Raw genomic sequence first — 18,638 nt, forward strand, 5'->3', positions numbered from 1 at the left:
GCAAGCTGACCATACGTTAATGAGGAGGATCGCTCTTATTATGATTCGCAGAAAAGAATTTGATAAAGACTTGGAAGAGCTGCGCAGTCTGCTGCAGCAGATGGGTGAGCATGTTAAGGATGCTCTTGAAGGTGCAATTAATGCATTACAAAATCTAGATACAACGCTCGCACAGGAAGTCGTTGAAGCGGATTTACAGCTGAATGCCATGGAAGATAAAATCATGGAAATTGGCTCACGCTTAATTATTACGCAGCAGCCCGTAGCTAAGGATTTGCGCCGCATTATCGTTGCCTTCAAAATATCAAGCGATTTGGAACGCATGGGGGATCTGGCGATTGATGTAGCTAAGGCGACCATGCGTCTTCAAGGCCAACAGCTGATTAAGCCCCTTGTAGACATTCCTCGTATGGCTGAAATCGTGACAATTATGATCGATGAGGCGATCCAGTCTTACCTGGATGAGAACACTGATCTGGCTTATAAAATGGCACAGGATGATGATCAGGTCGATCAATTATATGGTGCAATGATCAATGAGTTGTATTCTTATATGGTAACAAAGCCGGAGACAGTATCCCAAGCTATGTTATTGACACTGGTAGGCCGTTATATCGAACGGATTGGCGATCACGCTACTAACATTGGTGAAAGCGTAGTTTACCTGGTTACCGGTAGTCGTCCAGATTTGAATGAGTAGTGTTTTGCAAAAGATGTTCAGTGGCTGGTAATTACAGAGAGTGTTTGGATTTTCGGCCGCTGTTGTCTCCAGATTTATTTTATTTTAACCACCTTTAGTGGTGTAAATCCAGAGACAAAGGCGGGCGCTCTGCTCCTACAGTTCCAAACCTCTCCTCCATTACTTGCACCTTCACATCTTTTGTTTATTTTTAGGTAAATTGAGTAGCCGTCCTTATATTAGGACGGCTACTTGTTGTATAGCCGTTTCTACTTGGACAGGCCATATGTTAAGATGTAAGAAGTAAGCATGAAAAAGGCGAGGTGCACTATGGACAAGTTGATACTTATAGATGGAAATAATATTATTTACCGCGCATTCTTCGCGATGCCCCCGCTAACGAATACAGCAGGGCAACAGACGAACGCGGTGTACGGTTTCACAACGATGCTGCTCCGTTTAATTGAAGAACACAAGCCGACACATATGATTGTTGCCTTCGATGCAGGGAAAGTCACATTTCGGCATGAAGGTTATGAGGATTATAAAGGCGGTCGGCAAAAGACACCTCCCGAGCTCTCCGAGCAGTTTCCACTGCTGAAAGATTTGCTCAGAAATCTGGGTGTACCGCAGTTTGAAATTGGCAATTATGAGGCCGATGATATTATTGGAACCATTTCTCGCCAAGCAGATGAAGCAGGCCGGCAGGTTATGATCGTGTCGGGAGACAAGGATATGCTTCAACTGGCTTCCGAACATACGACCGTTGCGTTGATCCGCAAAGGAGTTACTGAGGTTGAGCTTTATGGACCAGAACAAATTCGTGAGAAATATGATTTAACACCCGAGCAGATCATCGACCTTAAGGGACTGATGGGTGATGCGAGTGATAACATTCCGGGCGTTCCGGGTGTTGGTGAGAAAACAGCGCTCAAGCTGTTGCATCAATTTGGATCGGTTGAAGGTGTATTAGCAGGAACCGGTGAGCTTAAAGGTAAAATGAAAGAAAAACTGGAAGCACACGCGGAAGACGCTGTCATGAGTAAGAAACTGGCAACCATCTATCGTGAAGTGCCTCTTGAGCATTCGTGGGAAGATATGATCTTTAACGGAATTTCTGCGGATACAGCAGGACCCGCTCTCGCAAAATTAGAATTCAAATCACTTCTGGAAAGGTTGTCACTTAGTGCCTATGCTCCAGTAGCTGATGGAGAAGAGGGTGCAGCGGAAGTAGAAGCTGCTACACTCGATATTTCGATCGTGAGTGAAGATGAACTTGAGGCGCTAAATGAAGCGCTCCCTAGTATTTCGGCACTGCATGTAGAATCCAATGGGGATAATCCGCATCGTGCCGAGGTGATCGGGGTAGGGCTATCTACTCTGGAGCGACATTATTATGTGCCGTTTGAATTACTACAGAAACCAGCGGCTGCGAAGCTACGCGACTGGTTAGGAGATGAGAAGGCTCCGAAGAGCGGATATGATCTTCACCGTGCTGATTTGGCACTGCATTGGCAGGGGATTGCTTTTGCAGGTGCAGCCCATGATGTGCAGCTGGCGGCTTATTTGCTGGATCCGACGGAAGCTAATCAGAACCTAAACGATCTCGCTACGAAATACGGCTTGCCAAGATTGTCACCTGATGAAGATGTATTTGGTAAAGGCGCCAAATATAAGATTCCTGAGCTTGAAATCTTAGGAAATCATGTCGCACGTAAGAGTGCTGCGGTACTTGGCATCGCACAGAAACAACAGCAGGAATTGATTGAAACGGCGATGACCGGACTGTTCGAGGATCTCGAAATGCCATTATCACGTATTCTTGCGGATATGGAGAAACAGGGGATTGCAGTCAACGAAGGGGATCTTAAAGAATTAGGAAAAGAATTCGAAGCTCAGATTTCCAAGCTGGTCACCGAAATTTATGAAATTTGTGGCACAGAGTTTAATTTGAATTCACCTAAGCAGTTGGGCGAGATCTTATTTGTAAAACTGGGTCTACCTGTCGTCAAGAAGACGAAGACCGGATATTCTACAGACGCAGAGGTGCTGGAAAAGTTAGCACCGTATCACGATGTGGTACGTTTGATTCTACAATATCGCACGATTGCCAAATTGCAATCCACCTATGTAGAGGGGCTGCTCAAGGAAATTTCCCCGAAAACAGGGAAGGTGCATACATTCTATCGGCAGACGATTGCTGCGACAGGACGTCTTAGCAGCCAATTTCCGAACCTGCAGAACATTCCAATCCGCTTAGAAGAAGGACGTAAAATCCGTAAAGTGTTTGTTCCATCCGAACCGGGCTGGTCCATTTTGGCGGCGGACTATTCGCAGATTGAACTACGGGTACTTGCGCACATCTCCGGTGATGAGCGGATGAAGGAAGCTTTTCTCCATGATATGGATATTCACACGAAGACAGCGATGGATGTATTTGGAGTTACCGCCGATCAGGTTGATAGCAATATGCGTCGTGCTGCTAAAGCCGTTAACTTTGGTATCGTGTACGGAATCAGTGATTATGGTCTGTCGCAGAACTTGAATATTCCTCGCAAAGAAGCCGCTCAATTTATTGAGCAGTATTTCGAGGTATACCAAGGTGTACGTCGATATATGGATGATATCGTAGTTGATGCAAGGAAACATGGTTATGTAACCACGCTGCTGGAACGCCGTCGTTACTTGCCTGAGATTAATGCGAAGAACTTTAATCTGCGTTCTTTTGCGGAACGTACAGCAATGAACACACCTATACAAGGAACTGCCGCTGATATTATTAAGCTGGCGATGGTGCATATGGACAAGGCGCTATTTGAGCGTGGGCTAAAGAGCCGTATGTTGCTTCAGGTACACGATGAGCTTGTATTCGAGGTGCCAGAGGATGAAATGGAGCTCATGAAGACGCTTTTGCCGGAAGTAATGGGTGGAGCATTGCAGTTATCGGTGCCGCTTAAAGCAGAGGTAAGTTTTGGCAGCAACTGGTACGAAGCGAAATAGGCTCCCTTTAAGGTGTGCATATCAGCTATAATGTAGTTGAGGTGAAGACATCATGCCGGAATTACCGGAAGTAGAGACAGTCAAGAGAACACTGAATGATTTAGTTAATGGAAAGCAGATAGAGAGTGTAACCGTCCGGTTGGCCCGGATTATTCAGCGGCCGGATGATATTCAGGCTTTTGCCAACCTGCTCGCAGGTCATAGCATTGTTAATGTTGAACGAAGAGGGAAATTTTTGCGCATCGTGTTAGACGGTCTGGTGCTGGTATCTCATTTACGGATGGAGGGCCGTTACGGACTTTTTTCGAACGAAGATCCACTGGACAAGCATACGCATGTGATATTCCATTTTACCGATGGCACTGAGCTGCGTTACACGGATGTTCGTCAGTTTGGTACAATGCATCTTTTTCAGATTGGTGAAGACCTCCAGCTGCCTCCTCTTAATAAGCTAGGACAGGAGCCGCTGGAGCCATCCTTTACGCCGGAGAGGTTTAAGCAGATTGTATCAGGCAAAAGCACAAAAATTAAATCACTGCTGCTGAATCAGGAATATATCGTCGGCATAGGTAATATTTATGTAGATGAGTCGTTACATCGTGCAGGGATACATCCTGAAGTCAGCGCCAAAGATCTTTCGGATGAGCAACTTGATCAGCTGCATCACGCTATTGTCAGTACGCTAACGGAAGCGGTAAACGCTGGTGGTTCGTCTGTAAAATCATATGTGAATGGTCAAGGTGAGAGCGGCACTTATCAGCAACAGCTGTTGATTTACGGTCGTAAAGATCAGCCGTGTAACCACTGTGGAACGATGATTGAGAAAACGGTTGTAGGTGGCCGCGGCACGCATTATTGTCCAAGCTGTCAGCGTAAGGTTGAAAACTGAAGAAGTAATTAGGTTGGCACCCACTACTTGTCCCGCCCATATACTGTGTGAAGAATGCTTAATAGAGAACGGAAGCTGAATGAAGTGTATTCTTCAGTGTTCCGGTTCTTCACAGGAGGGATTGCGGGTGCTCAGCCCATTTTTTTCACTAATATTACTAGCTTTTGCTTTGAGTTTGGATGGTTTTGGCGTTGGTATTACATATGGACTGCGTAAAATGAAAATACCATTGCTCTCCATTCTGATTATCTCGCTTTGTTCGGGGGTAGTTATCTGTGTATCAATGCAAGTGGGTGTTCTGCTTGCCAAGGTAGTGTCTCCACATGCAGCTTCTGAGGTTGGCGCTGTTATACTCGTGCTAATGGGGTGCTGGTCGCTCGTCCAGATGTTAATGCAGAAAGAGAAGGAACAGACAGGTGAGCGTAAAGTAGGTAGTGAAGAAAATGTGCTATCCACAGAAGCTCGGGCAGAGGTAGCTGTTGATACTGAAGATGTTGTAGAACAGGTTACCATGGCTCCTGAGCAGGCAAAGTCGGCTGTCTTTTCCCTTGAGTTACGACGATTGGGGATTGTTGTACAGATCTTACGTACTCCGTCTTCTGCAGATATGGATGATTCCGGGAGTATTTCTTCGATGGAGGCTATGCTGCTCGGGATTGCCCTCTCTCTAGATGCTTTTGGAGCTGGACTTGGCGCAGCATTGCTGGGGTTCAATCCGATATGGACATCACTTACAATTGCTCTGTTTAGTGGTACATTTCTATTGCTGGGCATGAAGACTGGATTAAGATTCGCCGGGAACTACTGGATGAAGCATGCTGCTGCACTACCCGCGTTATTATTAATTACAATGGGAATACTGAAGCTATTATGAGGTGAGTACATGATTATTGGCTTAACCGGAGGCATTGCATCCGGAAAAAGCACGGTGTCCGCACTGCTTGTGAGCAAGGGAGCGAGGCTGGTTGACGCGGATGTGATCGCCAGAGAAGTTATGCTCCCCGGTCATGAGGTGCTGGCTGCGGCTGTGAAACAATTCGGAAGCGAGATCCTCTCTTCGGATGGCACACTGAATAGGGGCAAGCTGGGGGACATTGTATTTCAAGACCCGGCGGCCCTGCAAGCCCTGAACAATCTGACGCATCCCGCAATCCGGCGGGAGATTAAAGAACGTATGAACAGCATGGAGGAAGAAGATCCAAAGAAGTTAACCATTGTGGATATCCCTCTTCTTTTCGAATCAGGACTCGAGAACATGTTCCATGAAATACTGGTGGTCTACGTGCCTCGTGAAGTGCAAATCGCTCGATTAATGGAACGTAACGGACTTTCTATAGAACAAGCAGAAGCACGCTTAAATGCACAGATGGATATTGAAGCGAAGCGTAACAAAGCGGACTATATCATTGACAACAGTGGCGAACTTGCGCACACTGAGCAACAGGTTGCTGTTCTTTGGGACAGGCTGGGCTTATCATGAAATGGTTACGTAAAAAAAGAGTCCTTCTTCTGTTATTCATTGGTTTTACTGCGATATTGTTTCTGAGTACGAACTGGATGTCCTGGTTTTATCCGATCCATTATAAAGATGAGATCCGTAAGCACAGCGTTACGTACGATATTGACCCATTTCTAGTGGCTTCGATTATCCGAGTGGAAACGAACTTCAAAACTGGACGAGAATCCAGAAAAGGTGCTATAGGTTTAATGCAGCTTATGCCGGATACCGCCAAATGGGCCCTTGAAAAGGCCAAGCTTCCTGATGTTTCTATGGAGGAGCTAAAGCATGAACCATCAGCAAATATTGAACTAGGTACCTGGTATCTTTCAACATTATCCCGTCAATTCGAAGGTAAACGTACAGCGGTTATCGCTGCATATAATGCTGGACCGGGTAAAGTTCAAAAATGGCTGGATGAGGGGATCTGGGATGGAACGGATGCTACCATTAAGGATATTCCGTTTGGTGAAACCCGCCATTATGTACAGCGCGTCAACTATTACTATGATCAGTACACGGATATTTACAACGAATTCTAAAACCGTGTTATGTATAAAAAGAAGCATTAAACGATCTTGCGATCGTTTAATACTTCTTCAGTAAGCTTATGTGGACAGGTTATTTGTATTGACCTGCCAATTGTTGTTCTGCCAGGGTTACAAGACGTTTAGTGATGTAACCACCGATCGAACCATTTTCATAAGAAGTTTTATTGCCTTGGTAACCATCTGGGGAAAGCGTGATTCCGAGTTCTTGGGCAACTTCATATTTAAGTTGTTCCAAAGCACCACGGGAATTTGGAGCTACAAGGTTATTGGAGCTGTTGTTTTGGCTCATTGCTGTTCACCTCCTCTGTTGGTAACTGTATTATGTGCCGGACTTGCCATAATCATTACAATAAAAAAACGGTGATTTCTGGAAAAAATGAAATAGCCCTTTAAAAGCCGGATGTTTAACATACCGGGACTAAAAACATTATGTAATAGGAAGTGATGAAGCTTATGAAATGCCCTTACTGCGATCACACAAATACTAAAGTGCTCGACTCGCGACCAGCGAATGAGAATAAGTCCATCCGCCGCAGGCGTGAATGTGAGCGTTGCAGCAAACGGTTTACAACCTTTGAAATGATCGAGGAAACACCGTTAATCGTGATCAAAAAAGACGGTAGCCGCGAGGAGTTCAGCCGTGATAAAATACTGCGTGGTCTTATCCGTGCTTGCGAGAAACGCCCCGTCTCTGTAGAACGTCTAGAGAAGATCGTCTCTGAGGTAGAGAAATCCCTACGCGGTATCGCCGTAGCTGAGGTGGAGAGCCAACAGATCGGTGAGTTGGTTATGGAGCAGCTCTATCCAGTAGATGAAGTCGCCTACGTTCGCTTTGCTTCCGTATACCGCCAGTTTAAGGACATTAACATGTTTATGAAGGAACTGAAGGGTCTGCTATCTAAGAGCACTGGGGATCTGGACAGATTGTAGAGTTGTGGCTAGTCTAATGACTAAAAAAAGTGTTGACAGCGAAGGCGATTTTTTATATTATATAGGAGTCGCCTACGGCGCTTGGATTTGTCAGAATGACTTAAATACACCGAACTGAATTTTAGAATGTGTGATTACATACATCTGAAAATTACGTTTGGGGCCATAGCTCAGCTGGGAGAGCGCATCGCTGGCAGCGATGAGGTCAGGGGTTCGATCCCCCTTGGCTCCACCAAACTTCATATGGACTCTTAGCTCAGTTGGTAGAGCAGTAGACTCTTAATCTATTTGTCCAGGGTTCGAGCCCCTGAGAGTCCATCCTAAAGAAACGGCAGAAATGCCGTTTCTTTTGTTGTTCAGGAAGCGGAGTGACTTTTTATTTGGTTTTGATCGTGGTATAGTTTGGGTAGATAAATCGTACAATGCAAAGACAGCCGTGCGGAAACACGGCTCCCAGTACAATAGCCGCTTTTAAGGGCGGCTGCTTTCAGGTATTACGGGCAGAAATAGACCGCATCCTTTGGACTAGGGCGGTCTATTTCTTTTTGAGGTAATTCAGAAGCTCAATGCTAAAAAGGTAGAACAAGTTGAAATGCAGGCTCTCCAGACCTATATTCCTGTTTGGCGCGAGGTATTTAAGAAAGCTTCTACTGCTAAAAAGAAAATGATGCTTAGTACGATCATTGAGTGTGTTAGGGTTTACCGAGATTCAGTAGAACTGACGTTAAAATTGAACATTAGCTCGTTTTTAGCGACTTCAAGTGTAAGTAGTCTAAAAGGTAATGATTATGATTTGAATGCTGGCAAGCAAGTGCATGGCATTCATTATGGAAATCAGTTTTCAGGCATTTTCCAGCCTAATTCATCATCCCACACGGCATCGATATCATCCAGGTGAACATGCCATTCACCACCGTCTACTTTTCTACGTATCTCGGTCAAACATTTCAACCAATGAAATAAATCGTTCAGCAAATCTTCAATCTGATCCGTCATGGACAGCTTGGTAGCGCCAGCGAAGATCTCCGTTGATCTGGACGAATCGAATTTGTACACTGTGAAAGACTCCGCCCGGTCTTTCCCTTCAAAATCCTGATCATAACGTTGGACAATGGCTGTGATTGCTTGTTGTTCGCTTTCTGTTAGGACGTATTCCCTCGTGCATGTGTAATAAATAGAAACACTGATAAGTCATTCCCCCCCAAACATAGAAATGGATGCGATATCCAGTTCCTGTTTATTACCCTCCAAAAGTCGAAAGCAAACTAGGCCAAACCTGCATTCTGGCGCCGCATGAAGGACAATTCATTTCCCCGGCCAAATACGGCAATTGGTTCAAAAAAGAGGAATCGCCCAGCTGATCGGCTCGCTCCGCCAGTATTTGATGTTCCGCTTCAACGAATGCCTCAACCGGAGTAACCTCATGTGCTGCCTGAAGGGGTTCGAATACCGGATCTTCCGCGAATGCTTGTATACGACCGCCTTCTCCGCTCGGCCACAAGTAAGCCTCTTGATTACATGCTGCGCAAACGGCCGCATATTCGTCGCCAGCCGTAAAATTCAGAAACATGTTTGCCACGCTCTGGGATTTCCGATAAGCCGCGTCGGCAATGAGAACATATCTTTTTTCGGTATCGCTGCTTATTTCTTGTTTGGCGTAGGCCAACATCTCTGGAACCAGCGAAGCAAGCTCCGCTATCGCTTTTAAGTAAGATTGGTACATCTCCGCGCAAACCTCGTTTCCCGCTTCAGCAGCGAGTTCGTTCCAATCCGAGGGATACGGCTCAGATCTAGTTTTGTCATGACACGACTCGATAATCCCGCAAGTGATGTAGATTTCATGGCGCACTTCCATATTTTTTGATGCGAGAGCAAGTTTGGCCAGATAAGGTACTGCCGCGTAAGTGACGGTATAGATCGTATTTTGGTGATATAAGTGCTCCTGGAATAGCTCGTCGAAAACTTCTTTATCGAAATCAAGCATCAGACGCTCCAACAGTTCAGGTACCATTTCGCCCGACTCGTAAGGACCGGTTAGCTTGCCCCACAGTTCGCTGTTTAATTGTAACAAGAGGAATCACTCCCATCCCTATTCAAGTGGATACATTTTCTATATTATCCTATAAGATCGGCGGGTCCTGAATAGGGCAACGGATATACTCCCCCTCGAGAATAGGGCTTAAAGCCTAGGGCGATTCTCCTTAATTCCACATCAAATGCCAAGATTTGTTCATGGGTATAGTCGTTTTAGACTCCCATGACGGGTAGACGGAGAATGTGCAGGGCGTAGCGTATCCCCCTAGGCTCTATTTCCATAACATGAAGAAAAGCCAATTCTACTGAAATGGCTTTTTTCTTTTTCACTACTCTTCGAAAGGATCACGATTTTGTACTATTAATTAGCATGAGATATGACAGAAATGTTGGCATGCTTGATTCACCATAGAAGGCCGAATGTCCACATTTGTATATGTATTGTAAAGACAAGTATATCGATGAAACGAATGCCCCTACTTATAATAAAATTGCTGCAGCAGTTGAGCATGGAGGGTCATGCGGTAAGCTGGAGTAAAATTCGAGCTAATAAACAACGGGGGGGGATCTTAGTGCGTTTACGGTATAGGAATATTTTTTTAGTGTTTTTTGTTACCGCTTTCATTTTAGTTGCCGTTTCATCGGAGAAGTCCGACGCCGCAACAGGTAATCTGGCTTTAGGAAAGACGGCTTATTCGTCGTCGAACGAAGTAGACTTTTTCGGGCCTGAGAAAGCGGTCGACGGTGGCAATCGGGATGCAAGCCGCTGGTCTTCGGAAAGAACGGATGACCAGTGGTTCTACGTTGATCTGGGCGAGCCTGTAGAAATTGGAAGAGTAATCATCAACTGGCAGACTCCGGCGGAACAATATCAAGTTCTCGTGTCTGACGATGCGGTAACCTGGAGGAACGTATTCGCGGACAACCGCGTGCTCGTCGCCCGCGGATCAGTCGAGGATACGATCGATTTTGAGCCGACACTGGCGCAATACGTTAAGTTCCAAGGAGTAACGCGACGTCCAATTGAGGGTATCTATTACGGATACTCCTTCTGGGAATTCGAGGTATACAAGGGCAAACCGCTGTTGCCGCCTATGATGGATGCGGTCAAAAACAGCATCGTCGTCTCCGAGGGAGACACTCAGCTGAACCTGCCCGCTGTACCGGATGGTTATACGCTGACGCTGGTGAACACGGACAGCTTGCCGGTGATCGACGAGCAGGGCAATATTCATGCGCCGCTTGTGGATACTCAGGTTCAGCTGCTGCTGCAAATCGAGAGCGACAGCGATCCGACATATCTGTTAGCGGATAATGCGCTAGTCACCGTACCCGGTCTCTACGAGCAGACGAGCGATCGGAACCCGGAGCCGCGAGTCATTCCTTCTTTGCGTGAGTGGCTGGGCACAACCGGCGAGTTCCGCTTGACGGATAAATCCAATATCGTCATTCGCGCGGAGGATGAAGCGGCTCTGAAGGGGACGGCCAATATTTTGCGGAAGGACTTGCTTGATTTAACGAAGCTTCCGCTGACGGTTACGGTTGGTTCACCTCAAGAGGGGGACATCTATTTGGTGCTGGATGCCGCGCAAACGGGATTGGGGACAGAGGGCTATGAGCTGAATATCGGCGAATATACTTCCGTCGCTGGCTCCGATCAGACGGGCGTCATGTTCGGCACAAAAACGATCCTTCAACTGCTCGGCCACGATGCCGATCATAAGACGATGCCCAAGGGGCAATCGCGCGATTATCCGAAATACGCGGATCGAGGCTTCATGCTCGATGTGGGCCGCAAGTTTTATACGATCGAATTTTTGCGGGATTATGTGAAGTTGATGTCCTACTATAAGATGAACCGGTTCCAGATTCATCTGAACGATGATGTCGGCGATGTCGGTTACTTCCGTCTGGAGAGCGAGAAATTCCCGGGAGTGACGAGCAAGGACGGCTTCTATACGAAGCAGCAATTCAGAGACCTGCAGCTGCTTGGGATGGAATACGGCGTAAACGTCGTGCCGGAAATCGATACACCGGGCCATTCCGGCGCGTTCATCGCTTACGACCCTAGGTTGGGCAGCAACAATCAGCTGGATATCAATCGTCCGGAGACGCTCGACTTCATTAAAGAACTCTTTGACGAGTATCTCGACGGCAGCAATCCGACCTTCGTCGGCCCGGACGTGCACGTCGGCACGGATGAATATTTCGGCGACGACAAGGAGGCGTTCCGCAGGTACGCGGATATGCTCCTTAACCACATTAACAGCAAAGGCAAGCGCGCTCGTCTGTGGGGCAGTCTGTCCGCATATGACGGCACGACGCCAGTCAGCAACAATGCGACGATGGACATCTGGTATGAGCCGTACGGAAGTGTCTTGCAGGCCATTAAGCTTGGCTACGACGTTGTCAATACCAACACGAACTTGCTCTATATCGTTCCGCAACTGTACCGCAGCTATTTGAATTACGATTTTATTTACAATGAGTGGGAGCCTAACGATTGGCTGGAGACGAAGCTTCCTTATGGGCACCCGCAGGTAAAAGGCGGCATGTTCGCGCTCTGGAACGACGTGTCTGTAGAGAAGGGCGTCTCCATGGCGGACTCGCATCAGCGTATCTTGCCTTCCATGCAAGTGTTGGCGGAGAAGCTGTGGAGAGGCAACCGCGTCGACCGGAACTTTGCAAGCTTCCAGACGGATGCCGCAAAGTACGTGGACCCGCCGGGTGTTCATCAGTCGCACAAGCTTCAAGTCGACAATGAGCGCAATATCGTTCTCGATTATACTTTCGACGAGGGCTTCGCGGATCGTTCGGGCAACGGCTTTGACGGCAACGCGGTGAATGCAGGCACGGAGAAGGGAATCTTCGGGCAAGCAGTAAGGCTCAAAGGCGGAGCCAGCTACGTGGAAACGCCGCTTCGCACGCTCGGTTTCGGATGGACGATGTCCATGTGGATCAAACCGGACGCTGACAACCCGCAAGGAGCTGTGCTGCTGGAATCTCCGGATGGACAGCTGAAATATAACATCGGGGGCAGCGGCAAACTGGCCATCACGAAAGAAAACTACGTCAGCGAATTCAATTATAAGCTGCCGACCGACCGCTGGACCCATGTCATTATGATCGGCGATGACACGGGGACCTCCATCTTCATTAACGGCAGTGAGTATACGGCTACTCTCAAAGACGGCTCCAAGTTGGAAACGTTCGTATTGCCAGTAGCCAAAATAGGCAGTGAAACGAATGCTTTTAAAGGCTTGATTGACGAACTCATCGTAAGGAACATCTACGTGGACCTGCATGGAAATCTGGCTTTGCATAAGCAAGCCGAATCCTCGCTGCCGGAATCCTCGTCCTACACGGCGGACAAAGCGGTGGACGGCAGAGGGGACACCAGATGGTCCAGCAATTGGGTGGACGATACCTGGTTCATGGTGGATCTGGGTGAAGCGAAGAACATTGATGCTGTATCTATTTTGTGGCAAACGGCTTACGGTTCGAAGTACCGCATTCTCGTGTCCGAGGACAAGGAGAACTGGACGAATGTCGTGAAAGACAACAACGGCGAGATTAACGGCAAGCCGGGACGCGTCGTGACTACCTTCCAAAGCACGCCAGCCAGATACGTGAAGTTCGAAGGCGTATCCAGAGCTACCATGTTCGGCTATTCCTTTGAGGAATTTGAAGTGTACGGCGAGGAATATAAGCTCGGCAATATACGGCCGATTATCGACCTGTTGACGGCTATCGAGGCCTACAAGCTCGTGGAGGACAATTATTCTCCTGAGGGCTGGGCACAGCTTCAACAGGCGATGGTACAAGCGACTGCGGCGATTCAAACCGCCCAGCTGACTCGTCCTGAGGCCGAGCAGGCGTATGCCGGGCTGAGCGTTGCGCGCGATCGTCTAACGATCGAAGACGTAATGGGTCTGATCGAGCTTAATGTGAATGAAAGCATTGCCGCGAATCTCTATCTACCGCAGAAAGGACAGCTCGGCACGCGTATCGTCTGGAGCAGCTCGAAGCCCGACTATCTGAATGCCAACGGACAATTGTTGCAACGTCCGTCAGGCAGCGACATGGAGGTCGTGCTGACCGCGACGATCAGCAAGGGAGATGCATCCGCGAAAAAAACGTTCAAGATCAAAATCAAAGCGTTGCCTAGCTCTGGTGGCGGAGGATGGGTTCCGACTCCAAAAACTCCAGATCCGGAAGAAGGCCAAAACGGCGGTTCGAATCCGGGAGGCGGAGATCCAGGCAATGGCAATGAGAACGGCAACGGCAATGGCAATGGCGGGGAGTCTGGCGGATCGACAACGGTTCGACTGAACGATATTGCGAGCCATTGGGCAAAAGCGTCCATCAAACGGGCCGTTGAGCTTGGATTCGTAGCGGGCTATACCGACGAGACGTTCAAGCCGAATAAGACGGTCAGCAGGGACGAATTCGTCGTCATGTTGGTCAAAGCGTTGAAGCTGCAAGGTACGAACAGTTCGCTGGACTTCGCGGACGCAGTCTCAATTAAAGCTTGGGCGAATCCTTATATTGCGCAAGCCTTGGAATCCGGCCTGATCAGCGGCTATGCGGATGGGACCTTCCGTCCGAAGGCTTCGATTAGCCGAGCAGAACTGGCAGCGATGATTGTTCGCAGCTTGGGCCTGAAGACTTCGGAAGGGCATGAGCTCTCTTATGCGGACGCGGATCAAATCCCGGATTGGGCGAAGCCGTATGTGGCAGCAGCCCAGGAGGCGGGAGTAATGAACGTTCGCGGGGACAACCGGTTTGCCCCGGCCGCCTCGGCGACGCGTGCTGAAGCTGTGGTCGTCATTCTGAACATGCTCGATGCGCTTGCAGAATTGCAAGCGCAGGAGCAGAACTAATTATGTATAGAAAGAGAGCGTGAGCTTAAGTGAAAACTAGACGAAGTTTGACTGCTTTGCTGCTTGTCCCGGTCATGCTGTTCTCGTTGATATCCTCCGTGTATGCGGAGGAGCCGGGCGGAGAGAGTGCCAGCTTTTATAATTTGGTTCAAGGAAAAACGTACACATGGTTGGATCAGCCGGAGGACGCTTTCCCGGATGACGGGACGAAGCTGACGGACGGCAATGCCGTAGACACATCCCGTGACAGCGGCAACTGGGTGGGCCACCGCTACAAGAAATCCCGTTCGGTTGTGTTTGATCTAGGCGAGCAAAAAACGATCAAGGACGTGAGCGCGCGTTTCTTGCAAGATTGGCCGAACAACGAAACGCTTGTACCGCTCACCGTTTCATTCTACGCGTCTGACGATGGGGTGAACTGGGGCGTATTGTCTCATAATGCGACTAAATTGTTATGGGGCGATCAGACCAACACCGAGACGTATAAATGGGACGGCAGCCCAGAGACCGGAGTCGTCAAGCGTGGCGATTATACCGAAGGATTGGTTTACGCTCAGTATGTGAAAGTGGTGTTCTCCGTGCATCCGAGGGCGTGGACTATGATCGACGAGGTGACGATAACCGGCGCGGACGGCTTGATCGACGGAGCCCAGCCAGTGCAGCCCGAACCTTATGGTCTCCAGCAACCTGGGGAGGCTACTGGCGGAATTGAAAATTTGGGCTTGCTGTATAACGGGCATTACCCGGATGGTACAGGAACCTGGACGAAGGAACGGGTTATCCCTAATATCAGCTATGTGAACAAGCAGGGAGAGCCTGTCGATTGGCTGTTCGACGGCGTGCTGTATCTGGGTTTGACGTCGGAAAACGGCAGAGGCTTCGGCGCGGTTGAAGCGGCCGGCAAAGCCAGAAGAGTGGAATGGGAATGGTATTTGAATAAAACGTTTAACACCGGCGGCGATATGAGCGCGCTGAACGAGGCGACGGCCGAGGTAGGCGCGAAGCTTGGCGAGCCTGACCGTAAGACGAAGGTTGTTATGATGATACCCGATCCGGGCGAATATCAGTCCGATTTTGGCAGCATTAACGATGAAAATCTGGACTTCAACCTAAGTGTGGTCGGTAATGACGTATCGCTGAACAACCGGGCCAAAGCGATTCAGTGGTGGACCGATGAAGTGCAAGCAAGATGGGCAGCTGCGGGCTACTCGAATCTGGAGCTCGTCGGCATGTATTGGCTGGAGGAACAAATAAGCACGCATTCGACTGGCCCGGAGATGGTCAAGAAAGCGAGCGACATCGTTCATAACGCAGACCTGAAGATGTTCTGGATCCCTCATTCTTTGGCTTATAAGAAATTCATGTGGAAGGATGTCGGCATCGATGCCGTATCTCTGCAGCCGAACTATTTCTTCGAGAAAATGGAGTTCTCGCGTCTGGAAGATACAGCGGATATGGCGAAACGGTACGGCATGTCGCTGGAGCTGGAGTTCGATGACCGGATGATCAATGACGCCGTCTTCCGCGAGCGGTTCATCGATTACTTGAACAGCGGCGTGGATACAGGGCTAATGCAGCAAGGGTATAGAGCGTATTATCAAGGCAACAACGCCATTTTCAGCGCGGCGAAAAGCGAGGATCCTGCTATCCGCGTCCTCTACGATTGGCTGTACCAATTCGTGAAGGGCACTTATCAGAAGCAAGACGCCGCTGCGCCTGATGTTGTAGCGCTCATGAACGGGGAGCCGATCTCGGAGCATACGATTGTGCCTGATACGACACAGGCCGCCTTCACCTGGGCCATTCCGGGAGATGATGACAGCGGTATCGTCAAAGTAACGGCCAAGTATGACGGCAAACCTTATACGCAAGGAACTATAGTAGATCTGACGGGCAAGCCGGGCAAGCATGTGCTGGAGCTGACGGTGGCGGCTGCCAAATCCAAGACGGTTAAGTTCGTAATAGAAGCTCGTTTGGGCGCTGAAGGTCTATTGGCTCTTGTTGATAAATACGCAGACAACAAGCAGCTTAGCACTGCCGATACGGTACGCGCTATGCGCAACGCTCTGATTATGATGGAGCGTACGCAAGAGAGCGATCCTGAGGAAGCCATAGGCTATTTGCTGGCATTCAATGCGAAGCTGGAAGGGGCTAAAGGCCTTGAATTTGTAACGGAAGGCGCTTATACGGCCCTGAAGGAAGGCGTGTATTACGAGATTGGCAGCATCGCACAAGACAAAGAAGCAGAGGCATCCTCGACGGAAGCCGCAGGTCTAGAGCCTTCTAAGGCGCTGGATGGCGCACCGGGTACGCGCTGGGCGAGCGAAGTGCGCGATACGGCTTGGTTCCAGATCGATCTGGACAGCAAGCAAACCTTCGATACGGTCCGCATCGATTGGGAATATGCGCGCGCGGACCAATACCGTCTGAGCGTCTCGGATGATAAGCAGACGTGGGAGCCCTTGAAAGTCGGCAACAATGGCGTGGTTAAAGCGTCCGACGGCAAGAATACGCTGGTATTCCCGGCAACGACGGCGAGATACATCAAGTTTGAGGGACTGAATCGGGCAACGTTCTACGGTTATTCCTTCTATGAATTCGGCGTGTACAATCTTTCCCAGCGGCAAGAGCTGAAGACACTGGACGGCATACAAACCGCCGTGGACGCCTCCACGAAGAAAGTTACGATCAATGGGTTAGTCATGAACGGCAAGAAAGAACATTTGTATGTCAAAGTGCTTGACCCAAAAGGCAACATTCAATATACCGGCCAGACGGGCACTGAGGATGACGGAAGCTTCCGCATCGCCTTTACGTTAACCGGAGAAGAGCAAGGACTGTATACGGTCGAGCTTGAAACGGATGACATGACGACTCCAGCGCAGGCCGCCTTCGAATATCGCAAGCCGCCTTCCACTGGCGGAGGCAATGGGGGCAGCATTGGAGGCGGTTCGGCGCAAGATCCGTATACGTTGCAAACGTACGGTTCAGTCAAAGCCGTGCTTGTCCCGACATTGAAAGGCAATCAGGCTGTGGCTTCGGTCGGAGCAGCGGATCTGAATGCCGCGATTCTCAAGGCAACAGCCGACAGCAACGGCAACAAGCATATTCGTCTTGAATTGAAGCTGTCGAACGCGGCTGACAGCTATGCTTTGGAGCTTCCCGCAGCTAATCTGACGAACCAGTCTAATCTGATTCTGCATATCTCCACGCCGTATGCCCAGCTTGCTTTGACTGGCGACATGCTGGCTGGAGTCAAGGAGAATGCCGGAAAGCTGCTCGTTATCGTAAGCGACCATGCAGGCGAGTATCGCGGCAACGAAGCGGCTGGCCGGATCGGCAACAGGCCAATCGTTGAAGTTGCATTGCAACTGGACGGTGAAGCTCTGTCTTGGAATAATGCGAAGGCACCGATTTCCATTGCGATTCCGTATTCGCTTCAAGCGGGCGAGCAAGCTGCTGATCTGCAAGCTTTCGAGCTGACGGGGGACAGCGCGGCAGTAATTGATGGCACGTCTTATGACAAAGACAAGGGCGTACTGCGATTCTCCATCGACCAAGTCGGCGTCTATGCTGTCGGCGGCAAGAAACCAGTTGCGTTCACTGACCTTGGCAAGCATAAATGGGCGCGCGAGGCGATAGAGAAGCTGGCCGAAAGAGGCATCGTCAAAGGCACTTCGATCGAAAATGGCACTTTCAGCCCCGCAAATCAAGTAACGCGAGCTGATTTTATCCTTATGCTGGTGAACATGCTTGACCTGCGCGCCGAGATTACCTCGACGTTCACCGATGTGAAACCGAATGATTATTACTACGATGCGGTGTCCATCGTCAAGCAATTGGGAATCGTTTCGGGAGTGAACGAAGTTAACTTTGCTCCTCGTGACTCAATCAGCCGCCAGGACGCTATGGTTATGCTAACCCGAGCGCTTCAAACGACGGGGGCAATCAAGCCGTCCGCATCCGGTTCAACACTTGAGGGCTTCCGTGATGCGAGCCAGATTGCGCCATATGCTGCGGACAGCGTGGCAACTCTGTTCGAGCATGGGCTGGTTACGGGCTCGGGCGGCTATATGAAGCCGAAGAGTACGACCAGCAGAGCGGAAGCGGCGACGTTCTTGTATCGCGTTCTTCAATTAATAGAGGGGCAGCAGCAGGAGTAGACGCGGGAACA

The 18,638-nt window shown here is 49.2% G+C and carries 12 protein-coding genes and 2 tRNA genes; 11 read left to right on the forward strand and 3 right to left on the reverse strand.

Annotated elements, in window-relative coordinates; all coding sequences use genetic code 11:
* Positions 1 to 40 precede the first annotated feature (40 nt).
* The 6 genes from phoU to MKX60_RS28560 all read left to right on the forward strand — a co-directional run bounded on the left by phoU (position 41) and on the right by MKX60_RS28560 (position 6,608).
* A complete protein-coding gene (gene phoU, locus MKX60_RS28535) occupies positions 41 to 700 on the forward strand; it encodes a phosphate signaling complex protein PhoU (RefSeq protein ID WP_042186547.1) in 660 nt (219 codons plus the stop codon).
* Positions 701 to 1,009: 309 nt separating this feature from the next.
* Complete coding sequence (polA, locus tag MKX60_RS28540) at positions 1,010 to 3,679, forward strand: DNA polymerase I (protein ID WP_042186549.1); 2,670 nt, start codon at positions 1,010 to 1,012, stop codon at positions 3,677 to 3,679.
* A 52-nt stretch (positions 3,680 to 3,731) separates the two neighbouring features.
* Complete coding sequence (gene mutM, locus MKX60_RS28545) at positions 3,732 to 4,568, forward strand: DNA-formamidopyrimidine glycosylase (RefSeq protein WP_042186551.1); 837 nt, start codon at positions 3,732 to 3,734, stop codon at positions 4,566 to 4,568.
* A 127-nt stretch (positions 4,569 to 4,695) separates the two neighbouring features.
* Positions 4,696 to 5,442, forward strand: coding sequence for an MntP/YtaF family protein (locus tag MKX60_RS28550; protein WP_076283314.1), 747 nt, complete (start codon positions 4,696 to 4,698; stop codon positions 5,440 to 5,442).
* A gap of 9 nt (positions 5,443 to 5,451) precedes the next feature.
* Positions 5,452 to 6,048, forward strand: coding sequence for a dephospho-CoA kinase (gene coaE / locus MKX60_RS28555; RefSeq protein ID WP_076300911.1), 597 nt, complete (start codon positions 5,452 to 5,454; stop codon positions 6,046 to 6,048).
* The gene (locus tag MKX60_RS28560) at positions 6,045 to 6,608 is read left to right on the forward strand and encodes a lytic transglycosylase domain-containing protein (protein ID WP_076283312.1); all 564 of its coding nucleotides are present in this window, start codon (positions 6,045 to 6,047) and stop codon (positions 6,606 to 6,608) included. Before coaE ends, MKX60_RS28560 begins: the two co-directional genes overlap by 4 nt.
* 79 nt (positions 6,609 to 6,687) lie before the next feature.
* On the opposite strand, the gene MKX60_RS28565 is transcribed toward MKX60_RS28560, so the two are convergent.
* The gene (locus tag MKX60_RS28565; protein WP_042126012.1) at positions 6,688 to 6,906 is read right to left on the reverse strand and encodes an alpha/beta-type small acid-soluble spore protein; all 219 of its coding nucleotides are present in this window, start codon (positions 6,904 to 6,906) and stop codon (positions 6,688 to 6,690) included.
* Between the two features lie 164 nt (positions 6,907 to 7,070).
* Here MKX60_RS28565 and nrdR point away from each other — a divergent pair, with 164 nt between their 5' ends.
* The 3 genes from nrdR (at position 7,071) to MKX60_RS28580 (ending at position 7,865) form a co-directional block, all read left to right on the forward strand.
* Complete coding sequence (nrdR, locus tag MKX60_RS28570; protein WP_042126015.1) at positions 7,071 to 7,547, forward strand: transcriptional regulator NrdR; 477 nt, start codon at positions 7,071 to 7,073, stop codon at positions 7,545 to 7,547.
* Between the two features lie 159 nt (positions 7,548 to 7,706).
* Positions 7,707 to 7,782: transfer RNA gene (locus MKX60_RS28575), tRNA-Ala, on the forward strand.
* Positions 7,783 to 7,792: 10 nt separating this feature from the next.
* A tRNA-Lys gene (locus tag MKX60_RS28580) sits at positions 7,793 to 7,865 on the forward strand.
* Between the two features lie 516 nt (positions 7,866 to 8,381).
* On the opposite strand, the gene MKX60_RS28585 is transcribed toward MKX60_RS28580, so the two are convergent.
* The gene (locus MKX60_RS28585; protein WP_231573411.1) at positions 8,382 to 8,603 is read right to left on the reverse strand and encodes a hypothetical protein; all 222 of its coding nucleotides are present in this window, start codon (positions 8,601 to 8,603) and stop codon (positions 8,382 to 8,384) included.
* Between the two features lie 184 nt (positions 8,604 to 8,787).
* Positions 8,788 to 9,618 carry a hypothetical protein gene (locus tag MKX60_RS28590; RefSeq protein ID WP_341061639.1) on the reverse strand — a complete coding sequence of 277 codons (831 nt, stop codon included), beginning with the start codon at positions 9,616 to 9,618 and terminating at the stop codon, positions 8,788 to 8,790.
* A gap of 535 nt (positions 9,619 to 10,153) precedes the next feature.
* On the opposite strand from MKX60_RS28590, the gene MKX60_RS28595 reads away from it, so the two are divergent.
* Both MKX60_RS28595 and MKX60_RS28600 read left to right on the forward strand, forming a co-directional pair.
* A complete protein-coding gene (locus MKX60_RS28595; protein ID WP_341061640.1) occupies positions 10,154 to 14,464 on the forward strand; it encodes a discoidin domain-containing protein in 4,311 nt (1,436 codons plus the stop codon).
* A 29-nt stretch (positions 14,465 to 14,493) separates the two neighbouring features.
* Positions 14,494 to 18,627 carry a DUF4855 domain-containing protein gene (locus MKX60_RS28600; protein ID WP_341061641.1) on the forward strand — a complete coding sequence of 1,378 codons (4,134 nt, stop codon included), beginning with the start codon at positions 14,494 to 14,496 and terminating at the stop codon, positions 18,625 to 18,627.
* Positions 18,628 to 18,638: the final 11 nt, after the last annotated feature.

Origin of the sequence: Paenibacillus sp. FSL R5-0914, from assembly GCF_038004525.1 — a bacterium.
In the GTDB taxonomy this organism is placed as follows: domain Bacteria; phylum Bacillota; class Bacilli; order Paenibacillales; family Paenibacillaceae; genus Paenibacillus_AQ.

Bases quoted from the DNA above. Each gene is read 5' to 3' on its own strand.
- phoU (WP_042186547.1), top strand. From the start codon at position 41: ATGATTCGCAGAAAAGAATTTGATAAAGACTTGGAAGAGCTGCGCAGT.
- polA (WP_042186549.1), top strand. From the start codon at position 1,010: ATGGACAAGTTGATACTTATAGATGGAAATAATATTATTTACCGCGCA.
- mutM (WP_042186551.1), top strand. From the start codon at position 3,732: ATGCCGGAATTACCGGAAGTAGAGACAGTCAAGAGAACACTGAATGAT.
- coaE (WP_076300911.1), top strand. From the start codon at position 5,452: ATGATTATTGGCTTAACCGGAGGCATTGCATCCGGAAAAAGCACGGTG.
- MKX60_RS28560 (WP_076283312.1), top strand. From the start codon at position 6,045: ATGAAATGGTTACGTAAAAAAAGAGTCCTTCTTCTGTTATTCATTGGT.
- MKX60_RS28565 (WP_042126012.1), bottom strand. From the start codon at position 6,906: ATGAGCCAAAACAACAGCTCCAATAACCTTGTAGCTCCAAATTCCCGT.
- nrdR (WP_042126015.1), top strand. From the start codon at position 7,071: ATGAAATGCCCTTACTGCGATCACACAAATACTAAAGTGCTCGACTCG.